Origin of the sequence: Sphingosinithalassobacter sp. CS137, assembly GCF_014334115.1 — a bacterium.
GTDB lineage: Bacteria > Pseudomonadota > Alphaproteobacteria > Sphingomonadales > Sphingomonadaceae > Sphingomonas.
In genome coordinates this window covers 1,008,837-1,028,941 of sequence record NZ_CP060494.1, presented here as the reverse complement: position 1 = coordinate 1,028,941, position 20,105 = coordinate 1,008,837, and the positions used below count along the sequence as shown (strand labels likewise).

Annotated in this window: 19 protein-coding genes; 9 read left to right on the top strand and 10 right to left on the bottom strand. The window is 65.5% G+C overall.

What is annotated here, in order from left to right:
• Positions 1–33: 33 nt before the first annotated feature.
• From H7V21_RS04835 to H7V21_RS04820, 4 genes are all read left to right on the top strand, one after another.
• Complete coding sequence (locus H7V21_RS04835; RefSeq protein ID WP_262504009.1) at positions 34–831, top strand: histidine phosphatase family protein; 798 nt, start codon at positions 34–36, stop codon at positions 829–831.
• Positions 828–1,628, top strand: a complete 801-nt coding sequence (locus H7V21_RS04830) for a TIGR04290 family methyltransferase (protein WP_188055739.1) — start codon at positions 828–830, stop codon at positions 1,626–1,628. The genes H7V21_RS04835 and H7V21_RS04830 overlap by 4 nt, the downstream gene beginning before the upstream one ends.
• Complete coding sequence (locus tag H7V21_RS04825; protein WP_188055738.1) at positions 1,625–2,545, top strand: beta-xylosidase; 921 nt, start codon at positions 1,625–1,627, stop codon at positions 2,543–2,545. The genes H7V21_RS04830 and H7V21_RS04825 overlap by 4 nt, the downstream gene beginning before the upstream one ends.
• A 76-nt stretch (positions 2,546–2,621) precedes the next feature.
• Positions 2,622–3,731, top strand: coding sequence for an inositol-3-phosphate synthase (locus H7V21_RS04820; protein WP_188055737.1), 1,110 nt, complete (start codon positions 2,622–2,624; stop codon positions 3,729–3,731).
• A gap of 270 nt (positions 3,732–4,001) precedes the next feature.
• Here H7V21_RS04820 and H7V21_RS04815 read toward each other — a convergent pair whose 3' ends face one another.
• Together H7V21_RS04815 and H7V21_RS04810 are read right to left on the bottom strand one after the other, a co-directional pair.
• Complete coding sequence (locus H7V21_RS04815; protein ID WP_188055736.1) at positions 4,002–4,271, bottom strand: SWIB/MDM2 domain-containing protein; 270 nt, start codon at positions 4,269–4,271, stop codon at positions 4,002–4,004.
• Between the two features lie 9 nt (positions 4,272–4,280).
• Positions 4,281–4,487, bottom strand: coding sequence for a DUF2945 domain-containing protein (locus H7V21_RS04810; RefSeq protein WP_188055735.1), 207 nt, complete (start codon positions 4,485–4,487; stop codon positions 4,281–4,283).
• A gap of 106 nt (positions 4,488–4,593) precedes the next feature.
• Between H7V21_RS04810 and H7V21_RS04805 the strand changes: the two genes are divergently transcribed.
• Together H7V21_RS04805 and H7V21_RS04800 are read left to right on the top strand one after the other, a co-directional pair.
• Positions 4,594–5,559 carry an MDR/zinc-dependent alcohol dehydrogenase-like family protein gene (locus H7V21_RS04805; protein WP_223177047.1) on the top strand — a complete coding sequence of 322 codons (966 nt, stop codon included), beginning with the start codon at positions 4,594–4,596 and terminating at the stop codon, positions 5,557–5,559.
• Positions 5,556–6,536 carry a Gfo/Idh/MocA family protein gene (locus H7V21_RS04800; protein WP_188055734.1) on the top strand — a complete coding sequence of 327 codons (981 nt, stop codon included), beginning with the start codon at positions 5,556–5,558 and terminating at the stop codon, positions 6,534–6,536. The genes H7V21_RS04805 and H7V21_RS04800 overlap by 4 nt, the downstream gene beginning before the upstream one ends.
• 272 nt (positions 6,537–6,808) lie before the next feature.
• Here H7V21_RS04800 and H7V21_RS04795 read toward each other — a convergent pair whose 3' ends face one another.
• Positions 6,809–7,207 carry a BLUF domain-containing protein gene (locus tag H7V21_RS04795; RefSeq protein WP_188055733.1) on the bottom strand — a complete coding sequence of 133 codons (399 nt, stop codon included), beginning with the start codon at positions 7,205–7,207 and terminating at the stop codon, positions 6,809–6,811.
• Positions 7,208–7,488: 281 nt separating this feature from the next.
• On the opposite strand from H7V21_RS04795, the gene leuA reads away from it, so the two are divergent.
• Both leuA and H7V21_RS04785 read left to right on the top strand, forming a co-directional pair.
• The gene (gene leuA / locus H7V21_RS04790; RefSeq protein WP_188055732.1) at positions 7,489–9,156 is read left to right on the top strand and encodes a 2-isopropylmalate synthase; all 1,668 of its coding nucleotides are present in this window, start codon (positions 7,489–7,491) and stop codon (positions 9,154–9,156) included.
• 122 nt (positions 9,157–9,278) lie between these two features.
• A complete protein-coding gene (locus H7V21_RS04785; RefSeq protein ID WP_188055731.1) occupies positions 9,279–11,087 on the top strand; it encodes an SLC13 family permease in 1,809 nt (602 codons plus the stop codon).
• A gap of 1 nt (position 11,088) precedes the next feature.
• Here the strand turns inward: H7V21_RS04785 and H7V21_RS04780 are convergent, their stop codons facing one another.
• The 3 genes from H7V21_RS04780 to folE are packed head-to-tail and all read right to left on the bottom strand — an operon-like array spanning position 11,089 to position 12,858.
• A complete protein-coding gene (locus tag H7V21_RS04780; protein WP_188055730.1) occupies positions 11,089–11,457 on the bottom strand; it encodes a dihydroneopterin aldolase in 369 nt (122 codons plus the stop codon).
• Between the two features lies 1 nt (position 11,458).
• Positions 11,459–12,229, bottom strand: coding sequence for an SDR family oxidoreductase (locus H7V21_RS04775; RefSeq protein ID WP_188055729.1), 771 nt, complete (start codon positions 12,227–12,229; stop codon positions 11,459–11,461).
• Between the two features lie 8 nt (positions 12,230–12,237).
• The gene (folE, locus tag H7V21_RS04770) at positions 12,238–12,858 is read right to left on the bottom strand and encodes a GTP cyclohydrolase I FolE (RefSeq protein ID WP_188055728.1); all 621 of its coding nucleotides are present in this window, start codon (positions 12,856–12,858) and stop codon (positions 12,238–12,240) included.
• Positions 12,859–13,079: 221 nt separating this feature from the next.
• Between folE and H7V21_RS04765 the strand changes: the two genes are divergently transcribed.
• Entirely contained in the window at positions 13,080–15,716 is a 2,637-nt protein-coding gene (locus H7V21_RS04765) for a TonB-dependent receptor (protein ID WP_188055727.1), read from the top strand.
• Positions 15,717–15,795: 79 nt separating this feature from the next.
• Here H7V21_RS04765 and H7V21_RS04760 read toward each other — a convergent pair whose 3' ends face one another.
• The 4 genes from H7V21_RS04760 to ilvB all read right to left on the bottom strand — a co-directional run bounded on the left by H7V21_RS04760 (position 15,796) and on the right by ilvB (position 20,054).
• On the bottom strand, positions 15,796–16,407 hold the full coding sequence (locus H7V21_RS04760; RefSeq protein ID WP_188055726.1) for a YceI family protein: 612 nt from the start codon (positions 16,405–16,407) through the stop codon (positions 15,796–15,798).
• Between the two features lie 100 nt (positions 16,408–16,507).
• A complete protein-coding gene (gene ilvC / locus H7V21_RS04755; protein ID WP_188055725.1) occupies positions 16,508–17,527 on the bottom strand; it encodes a ketol-acid reductoisomerase in 1,020 nt (339 codons plus the stop codon).
• 118 nt (positions 17,528–17,645) lie between these two features.
• Positions 17,646–18,161, bottom strand: a complete 516-nt coding sequence (ilvN, locus tag H7V21_RS04750; protein WP_188055724.1) for an acetolactate synthase small subunit — start codon at positions 18,159–18,161, stop codon at positions 17,646–17,648.
• Between the two features lie 138 nt (positions 18,162–18,299).
• The gene (gene ilvB / locus H7V21_RS04745; protein WP_188055723.1) at positions 18,300–20,054 is read right to left on the bottom strand and encodes a biosynthetic-type acetolactate synthase large subunit; all 1,755 of its coding nucleotides are present in this window, start codon (positions 20,052–20,054) and stop codon (positions 18,300–18,302) included.
• Between the last annotated feature and the right edge of the window lie 51 nt (positions 20,055–20,105).

Sequence of the window (20,105 nt, the reverse complement as noted above, 5' to 3'; positions counted from 1 at the left end):
TAGTCCCATTCGAGAAAAGCTGCACTCTTCTGCATGTTCATTGTTCGGCAGCATCGATCCTCACTTGCCGTTCAGCTTCAACTCCGGACTCCCTTCAATGCCTCTTCTTCATCTGAGTTCCCGAACGGCTCCACAAATTTTGATCGGAACCGGAACCCCATTCGCCCCAACGGGTTTGGGTCCGTAACGATCCCGAATCCTGCGGGAATTTTCGTGAGGGGCTTGGACCGCGTGACGGCGACGATCTATTTCATCAGGCACGCGGCACATGGACATATCGGCAACACCCTGAGCGGCAGGCAGCCGGCCATTCCGCTCACCGATGCGGGGAGGGGGCAGGGCCGGGCGCTCGGCGCCAGGCTGACCGACCGGCCGTTCGCCGCACTTCATTCGAGCCCGGTCCAGCGCGCGCGCGAAACCGCCGATGCTATCCGCGAGGCGCGCGGAGGCGAGAATGTGCAGGTCTATACCGCGCTCGACGAAATCGATTTCGGCGCATGGACCGGCAAGGCGTTCGCCGATCTCGAAGACGATCCCAAGTGGCAGCACTGGAACGCCCGGCGCAGCGAAGCGCGCTGCCCGGGCGGCGAGGCCATGGCCGAGGCGCAGGCCCGCGTCGTCGCGCATGCCGAGCAGGCTGCTGCGGCGCATCCGGACGGCGCGGTGGCGATGGTTACCCACTGCGACATCATTCGGGCGGCTGTGGCGCATTGGCTCGGCCTCTCGCTTGACCGCATCCATTCCTTCGACATCGACCCCGCCTCGGTGAGCCGCGTCGCCGTCGGCGACTGGGGGGGGCGGGTGTTGAGCCTCAACGAACAGGTGGCATGATGGCGACAGCAGTAGCGGCGAAGGACCTGCGCGAGCGCGTGGCGGAGCTCGCGCCCTGGTTTCACAACATCGACCTTGGCGGCGGCGTGCAGACCGCGCCGGACCATTTCCTCGGCGATTATCCCAGCTTCAAGTTCAAGCGCTTCGCCGGTGCGCTCCCCGACGATCTTTCAGGCAAGACGGTGCTCGACATCGGCTGCAACGCCGGCTTCTATTCGGTGGAGATGAAGCGCCGCGGCGCCGATCGGGTGGTTGGGATCGACAGCGACGAGCGCTATCTGGCGCAGGCGCGGCTGGCGAGCGAGGCGCTGGGTTTCGACGGTATCGAGTTCGCCAAGCTCGACGTGTATGACGTCGCCGCGCTCGGCGAGAAATTCGATCTCGTGGTGTTCATGGGCGTTCTCTACCACCTGCGCCATCCGCTGCTGGCCCTCGATCTGGTCCGCGAGCATGTCGCGGGCGATCTGATGCTGTTCCAGACGATGCAGCAGGGGACGGAGGCCGTGCTGCAGGTTCCCGAGGACCATCCGTTCCACAAGCCGGGCACCACAGAGCCGCCGGACTATTTCGACAATCCGGCCTATCCGAAGATGCATTTCATCGAGCGCGAGTTTGCGCACGACTGGACCAACTGGTGGGCGCCCAACGCCGCGTGCAGCCAGGCGATGCTGCGCGCTGCGGGCTTCGCGATCGAGGCGCAGCCGGAGCCCGAAGTCTATCTCTGCCGCGTGGCGAGCGTGCCCTATTCCGAGCACGGGCCGGCGGCAGTCTATCCAGCAAGGGGGGAGCGCGCATGATCGAAGCCGCGATGATCTGGAACGAGCCGAACAACAAGTCGCACTGGAATCCCGAGCTCGATCCCGACTGGTCGATCTATGCGGACACCGTGATCCGGGCGGGCGGCGCGATCGCGGAGATCAACCCCGATGTGCAGCGCGTGTTGGGCGGCATGTCGCCGATCGATCCGCACTGGGTGAACCGGATGCGCGATCACGGCGCGCTCGATGCCGTCGATGTGGTGGCGGTGCACGGCTTTCCGCTCGACTGGAACCTGTGGCCGATCCACGCCTGGCCCGACAAGATCGCCGAGATCGAGGCGGTCGTGCCCGACAAGCCGATCTGGGCGACCGAAGTTGGCGTCGGCTCGTTCGGTGCCGAGGAAGTGCAGGTGTTCGGGATCGACAAGACCGCCGAGCTGCTGCTCGACCGGATTCCCAACGTCTATTGGTATTCGCTCTTCGACCTGCCGCAGAGCTGGGGCGCCGAGACCCGCCACCGCGAAGCGGAAGGTTCGAGCTACTACCGCCATTTCTACATGGGCCTGATCCGCGAGGACGGCACGCCGAAGCCCGCGCTCGATCATTATGCGAAATACGCCGACCGCATGGGGCTGATGCAGTGGTTCCATTTCCAGGATCCGCGGCTCGACGATGCGGTGCGGGTGATGAAGGACCTGGGCGTGAAGAAGCTGCGGACCGGGCTCAGCTGGGCCGACAGTTTCCGCGACGGGGCGATCGACTGGTTCGACCGGCAGATGGAAGCGCTCGCCGATTTCGAGCTGTTGGTCACCTTCTGCTTCACGCCCGAGCACCTCGGTGTCGAGGCGCACCACACCAGCTGCGCTCAGGACCCGCAGCAGTTCGCCGACTTCTGCGCCTGGATGATCGATCGCTACGCACCGGCGAAGGCGGCGACGAAGGCCGCGCTAGCATGAGGAACATAGCTGCGCCGGTTCCGTTCGTCCTGAGAAACGACAGGAATTCGAAAGCCATGGTAGCGAGGAGCGTCTGATGCTGTCCCCCACGCCTCGTTCGATCAACGTCGCGCTCGTCGGCGTCGGCAACTGCGCGTCGAGCCTCGTTCAGGGAATCGAGCATTATCGCGCGGGATCGAACGACTTGATCGGCCTGATGCATTGGGAACTGGGCGGCTATCGACCGTCCGACATCAGCGTCGTCGCCGCATGGGACGTCGACCGCCGCAAGGTGGGCAAGGACGTGTCCGACGCGATCTTCGCCAAGCCCAACTGCACCACCGTCTTCTGTGATCGAGTGAAGCCGACCGGGGCAAAGGTGCGGATGGGGCGCGTGCTTGACGGGGTCGCCGATCACATGGCGGAGTTCGTCGACGAGCGCACCTTCCTGTTGGCGGACGCGCCGGAGCCGAGCCGCGAAGAAGTGGTCGAAGTGCTGCGCGAGAGCGGCGCGGACGTGCTGATGAACTATCTGCCGGTCGGCAGCCAGGAGGCGACCGAATTCTACGCCGAGTGCGCGCTCGAGGCGGGCGTGGCGTTCGTCAACAACATCCCCGTGTTCATTGCCAGCAACCCCGAATGGGCAAGGCGCTTCGAAAAGGCGGGCGTCCCGATCATCGGCGACGACATCAAGGCGCAGATCGGCGCGACCATCGTCCACCGCGTTCTCACCGATCTGTTCAAGAAGCGCGGCGTGAAGCTGGAGCGGACGTACCAGCTCAACACCGGCGGCAATACCGACTTCCTCAACATGGCCAATCGCAAGCGGCTGGCGTCGAAGAAGGTCTCCAAGACCGAGGCGGTGCAATCGGTGACGGCGGCGCGGCTCGAGGACGAGAATATCCACATCGGCCCCAGCGACTACGTGCCGTGGCAGAACGACAACAAGGTCTGCTTCCTGCGCATGGAGGGACAGATGTTCGGCGGCGTACCGATGAACCTGGAGTTGCGCCTCTCCGTCGAGGACAGCCCCAATTCGGCCGGCGTCGCGATCGACATGATCCGCTGTGCCAAGGTCGCGCGCGACCGCGGCATGGCAGGACCGGTGACGCCTGCGGCCGCCTATTTCTGCAAGCATCCGCCCGAGCAGATGACCGATGACGCTGCCTATGAGGCGGTCGAAGCGTTCATTGCGGGGAGTGCCTGAGGCCAGGGGCGCTGCGCCTTAAACCGGGAGACATCCGTACCCGACTAGCCCTTTCTCCGTCTGAGGAGGAAGGCGACGAAGCTGCGCACAGGGCCCAGATCGGCTGAGTGCTGACCATGGGGATCGCGCCGAGGGACGAGTAAACCCGCTATCAGGCGCTGCGAAGGCAGACTGGTTTGGGAAAGCGCATCCGCGTCATGAGACGCCGGGGCGAGCCTCATGCGAGACTCGCCCCGTATAATGCAAGCCCGTCCGCCGCGGCGGGAGCGATCACTTCACGTGATTGCTGATGTGCTTGTTCATCTCGAACATCGTGACCTTGTCCTTGCCGAAGATGGGCTTCAGCTTGTCGTCGGCGAGGATTTCCCGCTTGTTCTCGGGATTCTGAAGGTCGTTCTTCTTGATATAGTCCCACATCTTGCTGACGATCTCGCTGCGCGGCAGCGGTCCCGAGCCCACGACCGCGGCCAGTTCGGGCGAGGGAGTCACTGGCTTCGCGATTCCACCACGCGCTCCGCCCTTTGCTTTCGTCTCCGCCATATTCTTCTCCTATTCCGGTTCGAGCGCCGACGGCTTGTGTGAGGCTCGTCCGCCGTTGTCGCTCTCGACGATGTACTGCGGATCTTCCTCGGATGCACGCACCTGATGGCCCTTGATTTTCGTGTCACTCGTCTGCTTGCGGACGACCTCGCCATGCGCGGTGCCGCCGTGCGCGTTCCACGTCACGCGGTCCCCCGCGTGGAATTTGTCTGCCATGCCGAACTCCTTGGTTTCCGGGAGTCCAATCGCCTGCGCCGGAAATGGTTGCGGGCACGGAACGCTTCGCCTCGTGCTGTGTTCGGCTCGGCGAAGGGGGAACTCCATGAATGACATGCAAGCGGCCGTTCTCACCGGGCCGCAGGAATTGAAGATCGAGACCGTGCCCGTTCCCGAGCCGCGTGCAGGAGAGGTGCGGCTGCGGCTCGAAGGCTGCGGGGTATGCGCATCCAATCTCACTCCCTGGGAGGGGCCCGAGTGGATGCGTTTTCCGACCGAGCCGGGCGATCTCGGCCATGAAGGCTGGGGTGTCGTCGAAGCGGTGGGTGAGGGCGTGACGGTTCTCGCCGTCGGTGACCGGGTCGCCGCGCTGTCGTTCCGCAGCTTCGCCGAACGCGACATTGCGAAGGCCGACGCAGTGGTGAAGCTGCCGCCCGAGCTGGCGGATCAGCCGTTTCCCGGCGAGCCGCTGGGATGCGCGTTCAATATCTTTCGTCGCAGCGACATTCGCGCGGGCCAGACGGTGGCGATCGTCGGCATCGGATTTCTGGGGGCGGTGCTCACGCGGCTGGCGAGCGAGGCCGGCGCGCGCGTGATCGCCATCTCGCGGCGGCAATCGTCGCTCGATCTCGCGCGCCACTATGGCGCCGCCGAGACGATCGTGATGGACGATCATTGGGCGATCATCGAACGGGTGAAGGAACTAACGGGCGAGGCGCTGTGCGAGCGCGTGATCGAATGCGTCGGCAAGCAATGGCCGCTCGACCTTTCGGGCGAACTGGTCGGCTTCGGCGGGAAGCTGATCGTCGCCGGCTATCATCAGGACGGGCCGCGTCAGGTGAACATGCAGATGTGGAACTGGAAGGGAATCGACGTGGTGAACGCGCACGAGCGCGATCCCGAGGTGTCGCTCCAGGGCATCCGCGAAGCGGTCGATGCCGTGGCCAGCGGCCGTCTCGATCCGACGCCGCTCTACACCCACCGCTTTCGGCTCGATCAACTCGATCAGGCGCTCGACGCGACACGGGATAAGCCGGATGGCTTCGTCAAGGCGCTGGTGACCTACGCATGAAGCCTCGGATCGGATTCCTCGGCACCGGCTGGATCGGGCGGCATCGCATGGAGGCGATGCTGGAAAGCGCGGCGATCGAGGCGATCGGCATCGCCGATCCCTCGCCGGAAATGGCACAGCAGGCGGCGCAGCTCGCGCCCCACGCCCAGGTGGTCGACGGTCTCGCCGCGCTGCTGGCGCTCGAGCCGGACGGCATCGCCATTGCGACACCCAGCGCGCTCCATGCGGATCAGTCGATCGCGGCGCTGGAGCGCGGCCTCGCGGTGTTCTGCCAGAAGCCGCTCGGCCGGACGGCAGGGGAGGCGAAGGCGGTAGTGGAGGCGGCGCGGACCGCCGACCGGCTGCTCGCCGTCGACTTCTCCTATCGCTACACCGAGGGGATGCGCCGTATCGCCGAACTGGTGCGCGGCGGCGATCTGGGGCGGCTCTACGCAGCCGATTTGGTGTTCCACAACGCCTATGGGCCCGACAAACCCTGGTTCTATGACGCGGCGCAATCCGGTGGTGGCTGCGTGATGGACCTAGGTGTTCATCTGGTCGATCTCGCGCTGTGGCTGTTCGGCGAGGATGTGTCGGAGGTCTCTTCCCGGCTCTATGCGAAAGGCGATCCGCTGAAGCCCGGCGACGCGCGTGTCGAGGATTATGCCGTTGCGCAGCTCACGCTCGCAGGTGGCGCCTCGGTGCGGCTTGCCTGTTCGTGGCGGCTCGATGCCGGGCAGGACGCCGTGATCGCCGCCGACTTCCACGGCACCGAAGGCGGCGCGGCGCTGCGCAACGTGAACGGCTCCTTCTACGATTTCACTGCCGAGCATTTCCGTGGCACCGCGCGGGAGATGCTTGCGTCGCCGCCGGATGCCTGGGGCGGACGCGCTGCGGTCGATTGGGCGCAGCGGCTGGTGGCGGGCGAGCGGTTCGATCCGACTGCACAGGAACTGGTCCGGGTCGCCGCGGTGCTCGATCGCATCTATGGTCGCTAGCCTGTCGCACTCGCTGCGCTCATGCTAGCGTGCCGCGATTGGGGTGAGGGAGGAGCGGCGATGCGCGCAGTGGCGGTGTCGGTGTTGATATTGCTCGCGGGATGCGGCGGCGACGGTGGAACCACCGGTACGAACTATTCCGATCCACCACCGGTGGCGGAGATCGTTGCCACTCCAGACAACGCAGCCGCTGCCACGCCGACGCCCTGAAGGCGATCGGCTCCGGCCAGGTGGCCGCCGGGCGAGCAGGAGCGGGCGATCCGCAGCGAAGCTCACGCCTGCCGGCGCACCTCGGCAAAGCCTTCGAACGTCGCCCGGACATCCGGTGACGCGCCGGCCGCGAGCTTCGAGATGCGGCGCATGAACGAGTCGGTCTCGGCCGCTTCGTCGAGATGCGCCATATCCCACGCGCCGAATTCGCGTGCCTCGATGTGGCGGCGGGAGAGGACGACGATTGCGCGATGGCGGGAATCCCCCTGGATCCGCTCGAACGTCTGCTGCACCGCGTCCTCGGGGCCTTCGAGCGCCTGGAGAAACCGTCGGCCGTCGGAATAGAGCAGCCCGGTGATGCCGTCGCGGCGGTTGTTGCGGCGCGATGCGTTGAGGATCGCGGCAGCGTTCACCGCGCCGCCTGTGGGCCGGGCGCTGCTGACGTACACGAGCTGCAACATCCTGAACTTCCCTTTCTTTTCACCTGCCACCATCCATTATGGCGCGATTGACGTGAAACGAGTGCTCGGTCCGGCGCAACCTGACGGGCGTTTGGCTGTGGACAACGCCTTCGCGCTTGGGCATGTTCGCTCCATGAGCATCGCGCACCTCCGGACGCTACGACTTATCCGCCCTTAGGGGCGTGTCCGCTTGCCGTGCGCCTCTAAGGGCAAATTCGACCCAGAGTGACCCGTTCGTCGCGGCAGAGTTCGCGCGGACCCGCCCTGTCAGAGGTGTTCTCATGTTGCGCGATCCTTCCTCCAAATACCGTCCCTTTCCGCAGATCGACTTGCCCGATCGTCAGTGGCCGAGCCGCACCGTCACGCATGCGCCGCGCTGGCTCTCCACCGATTTGCGCGACGGCAATCAGGCGCTGATCGATCCGATGGACGGGGAGAAGAAGACTCGCTTCTTCGACTTGCTGGTGAAGGTGGGCCTCAAGGAGATCGAAGTAGGCTTCCCCTCGGCAGGACAGACCGAATTCGACTTCATCTCGGGCCTCGTCCGCTCGGGCCGGATTCCCGATGACGTGACGGTGCAGGTGCTGACGCAATCGCGCCGCGATTTGATCGAGCGCAGCTTCGAAAGCCTGCGCGGCGCGCCGCGCGCGATCGTTCACCTCTATAATGCTGTCTCGCCGGCATGGCGGCGCATCGTTTTCAACATGGGGCGCGACGAAGTGCGCGAGATCGCGGTCGCGGGCGCCAAGGTGCTGCGCGACGAGGCGGCGAAGCAGCCCGGCACCGACTGGCATTTCGAGTATAGCCCCGAGACCTTCTCGACTGCCGAGCTCGATTTCTCGGTCGAGGTCTGCGCGGCGGTGATGGAGATCCTGCGGCCTACGCCGGAGAAGCCGCTGATCCTCAATCTGCCCGCCACCGTCGAAGCGGCGATGCCGAACGTCTATGCCGATCAGGTCGAATGGTTCTGCCGCAACGTGCCGAACCGCGAGAGCGTTGTCATCAGCCTGCACACCCACAATGATCGCGGCACCGGCGTCGCCGCGTCGGAGTTGGGGCTGCTCGCGGGCGCCGATCGAGTGGAAGGTTGCCTGTTCGGCAACGGCGAGCGCACCGGCAATGTCGATCTGGTGACGCTGGGGCTCAATCTCTACACCCAGGGGATCGATCCGAAGCTCGATTTCTCGAACATCGACGACGTGATCCGCACCGTCGAATATTGCAACGCGCTGCCGGTCCATCCGCGGCATCCCTATGCCGGCGATCTCGTCTTCACTGCCTTTTCCGGCAGTCATCAGGACGCGATCAAGAAGGGCTTCGCAGCCCAGGCGGCGCGCAACGACACGCATTGGGACGTCCCCTATCTGCCGATCGATCCCGCGGATCTCGGCCGCAGCTACGAAGCGGTGATCCGAGTGAACTCGCAGAGCGGGAAGGGCGGCGTTGCCTGGGTGCTCGAGCAGGACCGCGGGCTGAAGCTGCCCAAGCGGATGCAGGCCGATTTCAGCCGCCACGTCCAGCGCCTCGCCGATGAGACCAGCCGCGAGCTCAACGCGGCCGATATCGGCGCCTTGTTCGACGCCGTCTATCTGCCGGGAGAGCGCGATCGCTTCGCATTGCTCGACTATGAGGAGCATGGCGCGCCCGGAGCGCGGGTGTTCGTCGGCCGGGTGCAGGTGGACGGCGCAGAGAAGTCGATCAGCGGCCGTGGCAACGGCCTGATCTCGGGCGTGATCGCGGCGCTGGAGAGTTCGACCGGCCCCGCGCTCGACGTGGTCGATTACAGCGAACATGCGATCGGCACCGGCGCCGATGCCCAGGCTGCGGCCTATGTCGAGTGCCGCACGCCCGATGGCCGGACGGTGTTCGGCGTGGGGCTGGATGCCGACGTCGCGACCGCCAGCGTCCGAGCGGTGCTGAGCGCGGCCAACCGCGCAGGCGCGGAGTGATAGCCCCAACGCAGCCTCATGTTCCCGCGCCTTCGGTACTGCTCGCGATCGTGCGGCGATGCCGCTAAGGATCAAGTTCCCGCAATGGCGCGGGGCCGGGCTCGGCGCGGACGATCGTGTGAATGAGTAATCCCTTTGCCCCGCTGATCGAGGGCCATGGCGACGTCATCGGCCTGATCCTGCTGTTTGGGCTTTTTGTGCTGTTCGCGCTCGAACGCTTGCCCCCGGTCGTGCTGGCGGTCGCGGGCGGCGTGGCGATGATGGCGCTCGGATTTCTCGACGCCGAGGAACTGCTGCGCGTGTTCGGCAATCCGGCGCCGATCACCATCGCGGCAATGTTCGTGATCTCCGGCGCGCTGCTGCGGACCGGCACGCTCGAGGAGGTTTCCGGCTGGGTCATTCGCCGCACCCAGCGTCGGCCGCGCCTCGCCCTGGGTGAGATCGGCCTCGGTACGATGGTGGCGTCGGCGTTCATGAACAACACGCCGGTGGTGATCGTGATGATCCCGATCATCAAGCGGCTCGCACGGCTGCTGCGCATTTCGGCGACGCGATTGCTGATCCCGCTTTCCTACGTCTCGATCCTCGGCGGCACGCTGACGCTGATCGGAACGTCGACCAACCTGCTGGTCGCGGGTGTCGCTGCGGGTCAGGGGCAGCCCGCGTTCGGTGTGTTCGAGATAACCGGGGTGGGGCTGGTGGTCGCATTGGCCGGAACCGTGTTCCTGGCGATCGCCGGACCGCTGCTCTTGCCCGACCGCGAGGCGCTGCCGCTGGCGGAACAGGGCGAGAGCGACAGCTATCTCTCGCACCTCGTGCTGAATGCGGACAGCGCCTTCGTCGGCGAGCGGATCGACGAAAGCGCACTGGAGCGGCGGCAGGGCATCCGAGTGCTGGCCATGCAGCGCGGGCTGACGCTCTATCGCAAGGATTTCGAGGCGATGGTGCTGCAGCCGGGCGACCAGCTGGTCGTGGCGGCGAGCCCGGCCGAACTCGCATCGCTCGCCGAATCGAACGATTTCCGGGTGGGCCTCACCGGCGTGGGGGGCGGGATCACCATGGCCGGCCCGATGCGCGACCCGGATGCCCAGCTGATCGAGGCGGTCGTATCGCCCTCGCATCCGATCATCGGGCGGCGGCTGGCGGAGATTCCGTTCCTCTCGCGGCTGAAACTGCGCGTGCTCGGCCTTGCGCGCCCGCGGCACGTGGCCGGCCCCGATCTTGCCGAAGTACGTGTGCGCGCGGGCGACCGGCTGCTCATCGCCGCCGGCGCCGACGCCGCGACGGCACTTCAGCGCAACACCAATCTCGCGCAGGTCACGCAAGCGCCTGCGCGTGCGTTCAAGCGCAGCAAGGCGCCGATCGCGATCCTCACGCTCGCCGGTGTCGTCGGCTTCGCAGCACTGTTCGGTTTTCCGATCGAGGCGCTGGCGCTGGCCGGGGTGGCGGTCGTGCTGGTGACGCGCTGCGTCGAGCCGGAGGAGGCGTGGGGAGCGATCGACGGCAACACGCTCGTGCTGATCTTCGGGATGCTGGCGTTCGGGCTGGGGCTCCAGAATGCCGGCACGGTGGAGCTGCTCGTTTCATGGGTGGAGCCGCTGCTCGCCAACGCCTCGCCGCTGATGCTGCTGATCGGCGTCTATGCGCTCACCAGCCTGCTGACCGAAACGGTGACCAACAACGCCGTCGCAGTGATCATGACTCCGATCGTGATCGGTCTTGCCGAAGCGCTGGGCGTCGATCCCCGCGAGATGATCGTCGCGGTGATGTTCGGCGCCAGCGCAAGCTTCGCAACGCCGATCGGTTATCAGACGAATACGCTCGTCTATGGCGCGACCAACTATCGGTTCACCGACTTCCTCAAGATCGGGCTGCCGATGAACGTTGTCGTCGGTCTGACGGCCTGCGTGGCGATCAGCTTCTGGTTCTGAGTCAGCGGCCGCGCACGATTTCGCAGCCGACCGCGGCATCCGGATACACGTCGGGTTTCATCGAGCGCACCCGTACCTCGGTGACTCGCGGATCGCCGAATGCCAGCTCGGCGACTTCCTCGCAGAGCGTTTCCTGAAGTTCGATATGGCCTTTCGCGACGAGCCGGTGGATGCCCTCGCGCAGGAAATCATAGTCGACCACCGCGTTGATCCGGTCGTCCGGGCGCGCGCCATAGTCGCAGCTCAGCCAGACCGATAGCAGCACGCGCTGCGGCGCCGCGCGCTCATGCGCATGGATGCCGAGGCCCATCGTCACTTCGAGCCCCTCGAGGATGGTGACGTAGCGGCCGGGGGCGGGTGCCGGAGCCATGTCAGGCATCGGGCCGCTCGCGCGTCGTGAACATCACGTCACCGTCGGCGCGTACCAGATGCTGGCCGCAATCGACATAGACGTTCTGGCCGGTGATGCTGCGCGCCGACAGGAGGTGCGCGACGGTGGCGGCGATGTCGTCGAGCGCGACCCGGCGGCGCAACAGATTCTCGCCGCAGGTCTGCGCGAACTCCTCCTCGCTCTGATCGAGGCTGGGAAGAGTGAGGCCCGGGGACACGGCGTTGACGCGGATGCGCGGCGCGAGCGCCTGCGCAAGCATCTCTGTCGCGCCAGCGAGCGCCACTTTCGAGCAGCTGTAGGTGAAGAAATCCGGATTGAGGTTGCCGACCTTCTGGTCGAGCAGGTTCACCACCGCCCCCTCGTCGAGGTCGGTCTGCGCGGCGAGCGCGGCGGCCAGCGCGACGGGCGCGCCCAGGTTCACGCGCATATGCGTGTCGAGCAGCGCATAGTCGGCGAGGCGATGGCTGTCCCAGCTGAACAGCGACGCATTGTTGACCAGCGCGCGAAGCGGCATCTCGAACGCCGCGCGGGCGCCTTCCACCAGCGCTGCCGGGGTGGCGGGGTCCTCAAGCTCGCCCGCCAGGGTGGTCGCCCGGCCGCCGGCCGCGCGGATCTCGGCGGCGACGGCACCTGCTTCATCGGGCGAGCCGTGGTGATGGATCGCGACCGACCAACCGGCCCGGCCGAGATGGCGCGCGATCGCCGCGCCGATGCGGCGCGAGGCGCCGGTGACGAGCACGGTTTCCGGCATCGCCGCTCTCAATAGCCCATCAGCTTGAGCACTTCCTCGCGGCTGCGCGCGTCTTCGCGGAAGACGCCCATCATCCGGCTCGTCACCATGCCGACGCCGGGCGTACGCACGCCGCGCGCGGTCATACAAGCATGAGTCGCCTCGATCACCACTGCGACCCCGACGGGATTGAGATGCTGCCAAATGCAGTCGGCGACTTCGGCGGTGAGCCGCTCCTGGACCTGGAGCCGGCGGGCATAGCCGTGGAGCACGCGCGCCAGCTTCGAAATGCCGACGACATGGTCGCGCGGGAGATAGGCGATCGACGCCTTGCCGACGATCGGAGCCATATGGTGCTCGCAATGCGACTGGAAGGGAATTCCGTTGAGCAGAACGATCTCGTCATAGCCGCCCACTTCCTCGAACACGCGGCTGAGATGGTGCGCCGGATCCTCGCCATAGCCCTGGCAATATTCCTTCCAGGCGCGCGCGACGCGCTTGGGCGTATCGAGCAGCCCCTCGCGCTCGGGATCGTCGCCGGCCCAGCGGATCAGCGTCCGGATCGCATCGGCGACTTCGTCGGGCACGGGAATCTTCGGCATCGCCGAAACGATGTCGCCGTCTTCCGGTCCGTCGTGATCGTCGTGCATCCGCAAAAACCTCCTTATCCGCTTGACGCTACGGCACCCGAGCATCGCGGGTGAAGCGCTGTGGCTATCGTGTATCGCCTTGGAACCAAATGGCGCAAAGCCGCAGGGTTCCGCCATTCATTCCCGTTGACGGCTTCGAAAATGCAGCGTTAGTTGGCACACAGAGAAAAGCAACGTCACGGCAAGACTATCGCCGGGCACCAGGGGAGGGATGCGTTTCCATGAAGAGAGTCGAACTGCTCGCCGCGACCGCGCTGTCGGTGCTGGTCACCTCGCCTGCCTTCGCGCAGGACGCAACCACGACTGAAGCCGCTCCTGTGATCCAGGAGTATCAGGGCGCCAACGACATCGTCGTGACCGCGACGCGCCGCAACGAGACGGTGCAGGACGTTCCGGTGGCGATCACCGCCGTCGGCGGCGAACTGCTGGAAAATGCGGGCGTCGAGGACATCCGCGGTCTCGAGCAGCTTGCCCCCAGCCTTCAGGCGACCACGGGCCAGTCGGCCGCGACCGGCACCTCGCTTTCGATTCGCGGGATCGGCACCGGCGGCGACAATCCGGGCTTCGAGCCGGCGGTCGGCGTGTTCATCGACGGCGTGTTCCGCTCGCGCGCGGGCGTGGCGCTCGCCGAGCTTCCCGAGCTGGAGCGAGTCGAGGTGCTGCGCGGTCCGCAGGGAACGCTGTTCGGCCGCAACACCTCGGCAGGTGCGCTCAGCATCTTCACTGCTCAGCCGGAATATGAGTTCGGCGGCTATATCGAAGGCAGCTACGGCAATTACGATGCTTGGCAAGTCGAAGGCGCAGTCACCGGTCCGGTGACGGAGGCGATCGCGCTCCGCTTCGACGGCGGCTATCGCCAGCGTGACGGCTATATCGAGGACGCGAACACCGATCGTCGCATCAACAATATCGATCGCTGGAATGTCCGCGGACAGGCGCTGCTCGATACGGGTACGATGACTTTCCGGCTGATCGCCGATTATGCCGAGACCGACGAAGTCTGCTGCGGCGCCGTGAACGTGGTGGCCGGACGGACGGTGCCGGCGATCAATGCGGTTGCGGCGGCGCAGGGGCTGGTCGGTATCTATACCGGCCCGCCGTCGGACCGCATCCAGGCGATTTCGCCGAACCGCGACTATTCGGAGCGGGTGCGCGACTGGGGCGTGTCGGGCGAGTTCAACGTCGATATCGGCGACGTCTCGCTGACCTCGATCACTGCCTATCGCGACTGGCGCGCGCTGCGTGACCAAGACATCGATTTCTCGGGCATCGACCGCGCCTATCGTGACGACTACCGCGTCGATCTGACCGACTTCACTCAGGAAGTGCGGCTGCAGGGCTCCGCGTTCGGCGGCGTGCTCGACTGGCTGGTCGGCGGCTTTTATCTCAACGAGACGCTCGAACTGCGCGACACGGTGCGCGTCGGAAACGATGCCAATGCCTATGTCGATACGCTGTTCGCAGGCATTCTGGGCGCACCGCCGTCGGCCGGCGGCATCGGCATCCCGGCGCAATTCTATGGCAGCTACGCAGTGCCCAGCTTCCCGCAGGTCGTTGCGGCGCTGCGCGGCCTCGCTCCGCTGCCTGCGGGGTCGATACCGCTCTTCGGCCAGGTTCTCTATGCCGGCAGCCCCGCGCTGCAGGCCGCAGCGCCTCCCGGGTCGCCGCTGTTCAACTATCTGAACACGCCGCTCGCGGGCTTCACTGCCGGGCAGGGGAACAATAACGACGACTTCCGCGTGAAGACCGACGCGATCGCGCTGTTCACGCATAACATCATCAACGTCACCGATCAGCTTTCGCTGACGCTCGGCGCGCGTTGGAACCATGAGAGCAAGAAGCTCGACGCCAGCATCAACAACAATACGGCGACGTGCGGCTTCTTCTACAGCCAGGACCCGCGCGCGGTCGCCTATCGCCAGGCGATCCAGGCTGCGAATCCGGAGTTGTTCGCCAACTTCTTCCTGCTGAGCTGCAATCCGGCGCTGAACACCGAATTCAACGGCGACTACAGCCACGACCGTGAAGAGAACGAGATCACCGGCACGGTGAAGCTCGCCTATGAATTCTCGCCGCGCGTGCTTGCCTATGCGAGCTACGACCGCGGCTACAAGTCGGGCGGCTACAACCTCGATCAGGCGGCGTTCGACACGGTGCTTCTCGGCGGCGACGGCCCGCAGGGCAGCGACCTCGAATTCGGCGCCGAAACGGTCGATTCCTACGAGATCGGCATCAAGACAAGCTTCAGCAACAGCTTCACGCTGAACGTCGCCGGTTTCTACGCCAAGTACAACGATCTCCAGTCGCTGGTCTTCAGCGGCTCGAATTTCGTCGTCCAGAACATCGATTCCTCGACGTCGAAGGGCATCGAGGCCGAAGCGATCATCCAGCCGATCCAGGAACTCGTGGTGCGCTTCGGCTACACCTATCTCGATGCGCAGTACGACTCGAGCAACGATTTCACCGGCACTCCGCTGGCGGGGCTCGAAGGGCGGCAGATCCAGAACCAGCCGCAGAATGTCGTCAACGCGGCGCTCAGCTGGACCCCGCCGATCACCAACCGTCTGAACGGCCTGTTCCATGTCGACATGCGCTATCAGAGCGCGGTCGAGATCGCGGGTCGCGATCCGATCAATCCGGATCGCGGTCTGGTGCGCAACGAAGGCTATCCGCTGGTAAGCGCCCGGATCGGGCTCCAGACCGACGACGGCAAGATCCGCGGCGAATTCTACGTCGAGAATCTGACCAACGAATATTACCACATCACCGGCTTCGCCGTTCCCGAGCAGACCGGGACCTATGCGGGCTATCCGGGTACGCCGCGCTTCTACGGCGTCCGGGCGCGCTTCGGCTTCTGATCGCCGCACGCACGACAGCCAAAGAAATGGCCGGGAGCAGCGCTGCTCCCGGCCTTTTTCTTGTGCGGAACGGCGCCGGTCAGGATTTCACGAAAGCGGCGTCGATCGCGAGCTTCACCTCGTCCGAAACGACCGGCGTGGCATAGCCGAGGCCGAAGTCGCTGCGGTTGATCGTCGTCGTGCCGGTGAAGCCGATGTTGCGCTTCTCGCTCATCGGATTGACTCCGGCGCCGAAGAACTCCGCCTCCAGTGTGACCGGCCGCGTGATCCCCTTGATCGTCAGATTGCCGGTGATGGTCGCCTGCGTGCCGTTCACATCGACTTCGGTCGAAACGAAGCGGGCAGTGGGGTGCTGTTCCACCGCGAAGAAATCGTCGCTCTTGAGGTGGCGCACGAAGGCGTCGACCGGGTGCGAGATCGCAGTGAGATCGAACGTCACGTCGACCTGCGCCGCTTCGGGATTGGCTGGATCGAGCATCAGCGTGCCGCTGGTTCCGCCGATCTGGCCGGTCAGCGGCGTGAAGCCCATGTGATTGACGGTCCAGGTGACGTAGCTGTGGTTGCCGTCGACTTCATAGCTGCCGCCCTCGACAGCGGAGACGTCGTGCGAGCCGGGCATGTCCTGCACGGCGGGAGCGGCGATCAGCGGCGCGGCCGCGACCAGGGCGATACTGGCGAAAACGAGGCGCATCGGGGAAACTCCTCCTGTTGGGGAGGTGCCTTGTCCCTCAAGCGAGGCAGGGGCGTCAAATCCCCGATGCGCAACGCTGCGTTTCCGGCGAACGCCGGCGTCAGTTCTTCTCCTTGTCCACCAGCTTGCCCGCGCCGATCCAGGGCATCATCGCCCGCAGTTCGGCGCCGACCTTCTCGATCGGATGCTCGGCCTGGAGCTTGCGCGCCGCCTTCATCTCCGGATTGCCCGCGCGATTGTCGGCGATGAAGCGCCCGACGAACTTGCCGCGCTGAATGTCGTCCAGCACGCGCTTCATCTCCGCCTTGGTTTCGTCGGTGATGATCCGCGGGCCGGTGTGATAGTCGCCATATTCGGCGGTGTTGGAGATCGAATAGCGCATGTTGGCGATGCCGCCCTCATAGAGCAGGTCGACGATCAGCTTCACTTCGTGAAGACACTCGAAATAGGCCATCTCGGGGGCATAGCCCGCCTCGACCAGCGTCTCGAACCCGCCCATGATGAGGTTCGTGAGGCCGCCGCACAGCACCACCTGCTCACCGAACAGGTCGGTTTCGCACTCTTCCTTGAAATTCGTCTCGATCACACCCGATCGGCCGCCGCCGACGCCGCTGGCATAGGCGAGCGCGATGTCGTGCGCATTGCCCGAGCTGTCCTGCGCGACTGCGATCAGGCATGGCACGCCGCCGCCGCGGACATATTCGGAACGCACCGTGTGCCCGGGGCCCTTCGGCGCGATCATGATGACGTCGAGGTCGCCGCGCGGCTCGATCAGCCCGAAGTGCACGTTGAGCCCGTGGGCGAAGGCGAGGGCGGCACCCTGCTTCATGTTGGCGTGCAGATCCTCGGAATAGATCGCGGCCTGATGCTCGTCGGGGGCGACCATCATGATGATGTCGGCCCATTCGGCGGCTTCGCGGTTGGTCAGCACCTTGAAGCCGGCGGCTTCGGCCTTCTTGCGCGTCGCCGATCCTTCGCGCAGCGCGATGGCGACCTCCTTCACACCCGAATCGCGCAGGTTCTGGGCGTGGGCATGGCCCTGACTGCCATAGCCGATGATCGCGATCTTCTTGCCGGTGATCAGGTTCAGATCGGCGTCGCGATCGTAATAGACACGCATTCTTCGGTCCCCTTCGTGAAACGTCCCTCGACTTCGCTCGGGACGAACGGAAATGGTGCGGCTCAACAAGCCATTCGTGCCGAGCGAAGTCGAGACACGTTCGCGCCGCGTGCGAAATTCAGGCTGCCTCGCTTCCGCGCGAGATGGCGACGACGCCGGTCCGTGCGACTTCGACCAGCCCCACTTCCTTCATCAGCGCGACGAAGGCGTCGATCTTCTCCGATCCGCCGGTCAGTTCGAATACGAAGCTGCCGATCGTCGCATCGACGACATGGGCGCGATACACTTCGGCCAGCCGCAGCGCCTCGATCCGGTGATCGCCGGTGCCCGCCACCTTCACCAGCGCCAGCTCGCGCTCGACGTGCGGGCCGTGGGTGGTGAGGTCGGTCACCTTGTGCACCGGCACCAGCCGCTCGAGCTGGGCGATGATCTGTTCCATCACATGCGCCGAGGCAGAGGTGACGATGGTGATGCGGCTGACCAGGTCATCGTCGCTGATGTCGGTCACCGTCAGCGATTCGATATTGTAGCCGCGCGCCGTGAACAGACCCGCGATCCGCGCAAGGATGCCCGGCTCGTTGTCGACGATCACGGCGAGCGTGTGCCGCTCGCGGGTTTCTTCGGTGATGTGCATGCAGGCCTCAGAAGATCCATTCATGTCGAGCGAAGTCGAGACACGCTGGCTGTGCACTGGTGGCACGTCCCTCGATGCCTCGGCCTCGCTCAGCAGAGCCTGCGCTCGGGACGAAGGGAAAGGAGGGTCGCTCAGTCATCACACCAGCGCCTTCGCTTCGTCGTCCATTGTGCCCGAAACCTCGGCAGCCTGGAGCAGCATCTCGGTATGCGCCGCGCCCGACGGGATCATCGGGAAACAGTTCGCGAGCTTCGCCACCCGGCAATCGACCAGCACAGGGCCGTCATGCGCCAGCATCTCGGCGATGCCCGGCTCCAGTTCCTGCCGCCCCTCGATGCGCAGCCCCTTCCAGCCATAGGCCTCGGCCAGCTTCACGAAATCGGGCAGCGCGTCGCTGTAGCTTTCCGAATAGCGGCTCGAATAGGTGAGTTCCTGCCACTGACGCACCATCCCCATGAACTCGTTGTTGAGGATGAAGATCTTCACCGGCAGCCGATATTGCGTGGCGGTCGCCAGCTCCTGGATGTTCATCTGAATGCTCGCCTCGCCGGCGATGTCGATCACCAGCGCATCGGGATGGCCCAGCTGCGCACCGATCGCAGCGGGAAGGCCATAGCCCATCGTGCCGAGCCCGCCCGAAGTGAGCCATTTGTTGGGCGCCTCGAAGCCGAAGTGCTGCGCGGCCCACATCTGGTGCTGGCCGACTTCAGTGGTGATGATCGGGGCGCGGTCGCGCGTCGCTTCCCACAGCGCCCGGATCGCACGCTGTGGCATGATCGCGCCTTCGGGCTCGTCGAAGTCGAGGCAGCGGGTGGCGCGCCAACCCTGGATGCGTCGCCACCATTCGGCGAGGTCGGGCGCTGCGGCCTTTCGCGCGTGCCAGCGTTCGAGCAGGTCGGCGATCGCGACGCCGGCGTCGCCGATGATCGGCAAGTCGACGCGCACGTTCTTGTTCACGCTCGATCGGTCGATATCGATGTGGATCTTCTTCGATTCCGGGCTGAATGCGTCGAGCCGCCCCGTCACCCGATCGTCGAACCGCGCGCCGATCGCGACGATCAGGTCGGCCCGGTTCATCGCCATATTGGCTTCGTAGGTGCCGTGCATGCCAAGCATGCCCAGCCACTGCTCCGACGTCGCCGGGAAGGCGCCGAGCCCCATCAGCGTCGAAGTGACGGGCGCGCCGGTCGCATCGGCGAAGGCGCGCAGCAGCCGCGAGGCCTCGGGACCCGAATTGATGATCCCGCCGCCGGTGTAGAGGATCGGACGCTCGGCCGCCGCGAGCATCTCGATCGCGGTGTCGATCAGCGCGGGGTCGGGCTTGGTCTGCGGGCGATAGGTGGCGCGTGCGACCGGCGCCGCCGGATCGGGTGCGGCATGGGGCGCGGTCGCCACCTGAACATTCTTGGGGATGTCGACGACGACGGGGCCGGGGCGACCGCTGGTGGCGATGTGAAACGCCTCGCGCACGGTCGCGGCGAGCTTCGCCGGATCCTTCACCAGATAATTATGCTTGGTGCAGTGGCGGGTGATGCCGATCGTATCCGCTTCCTGGAACGCATCGGTGCCGATCAGGCCGGTGGGCACCTGGCCGGTGATGACCACCATCGGAATCGAATCCATCAGTGCATCGGTGATGCCCGTGACGGCATTGGTCGCGCCGGGCCCGGATGTGACGAGCACCACGCCCGGCTTGCCGGTGGCGCGCGCATAGCCCTCTGCGGCGTGCGTCGCTGCCTGTTCGTGGCGAACGAGGATGTGCCGGATCGACTGGTGCTCGAACAGCGCGTCGTAGATCGGCAGGACCGCGCCGCCGGGATAGCCGAACACGACATCCACACCGAGCGCCTCGAGCGTCTCGATCAGTATGTCCGCTCCGCTCTTCTCGGTCACGACCATTCCCTCCTTCGCATGCGCAATAGCATTGCCGGAGCAGGGCTGCTA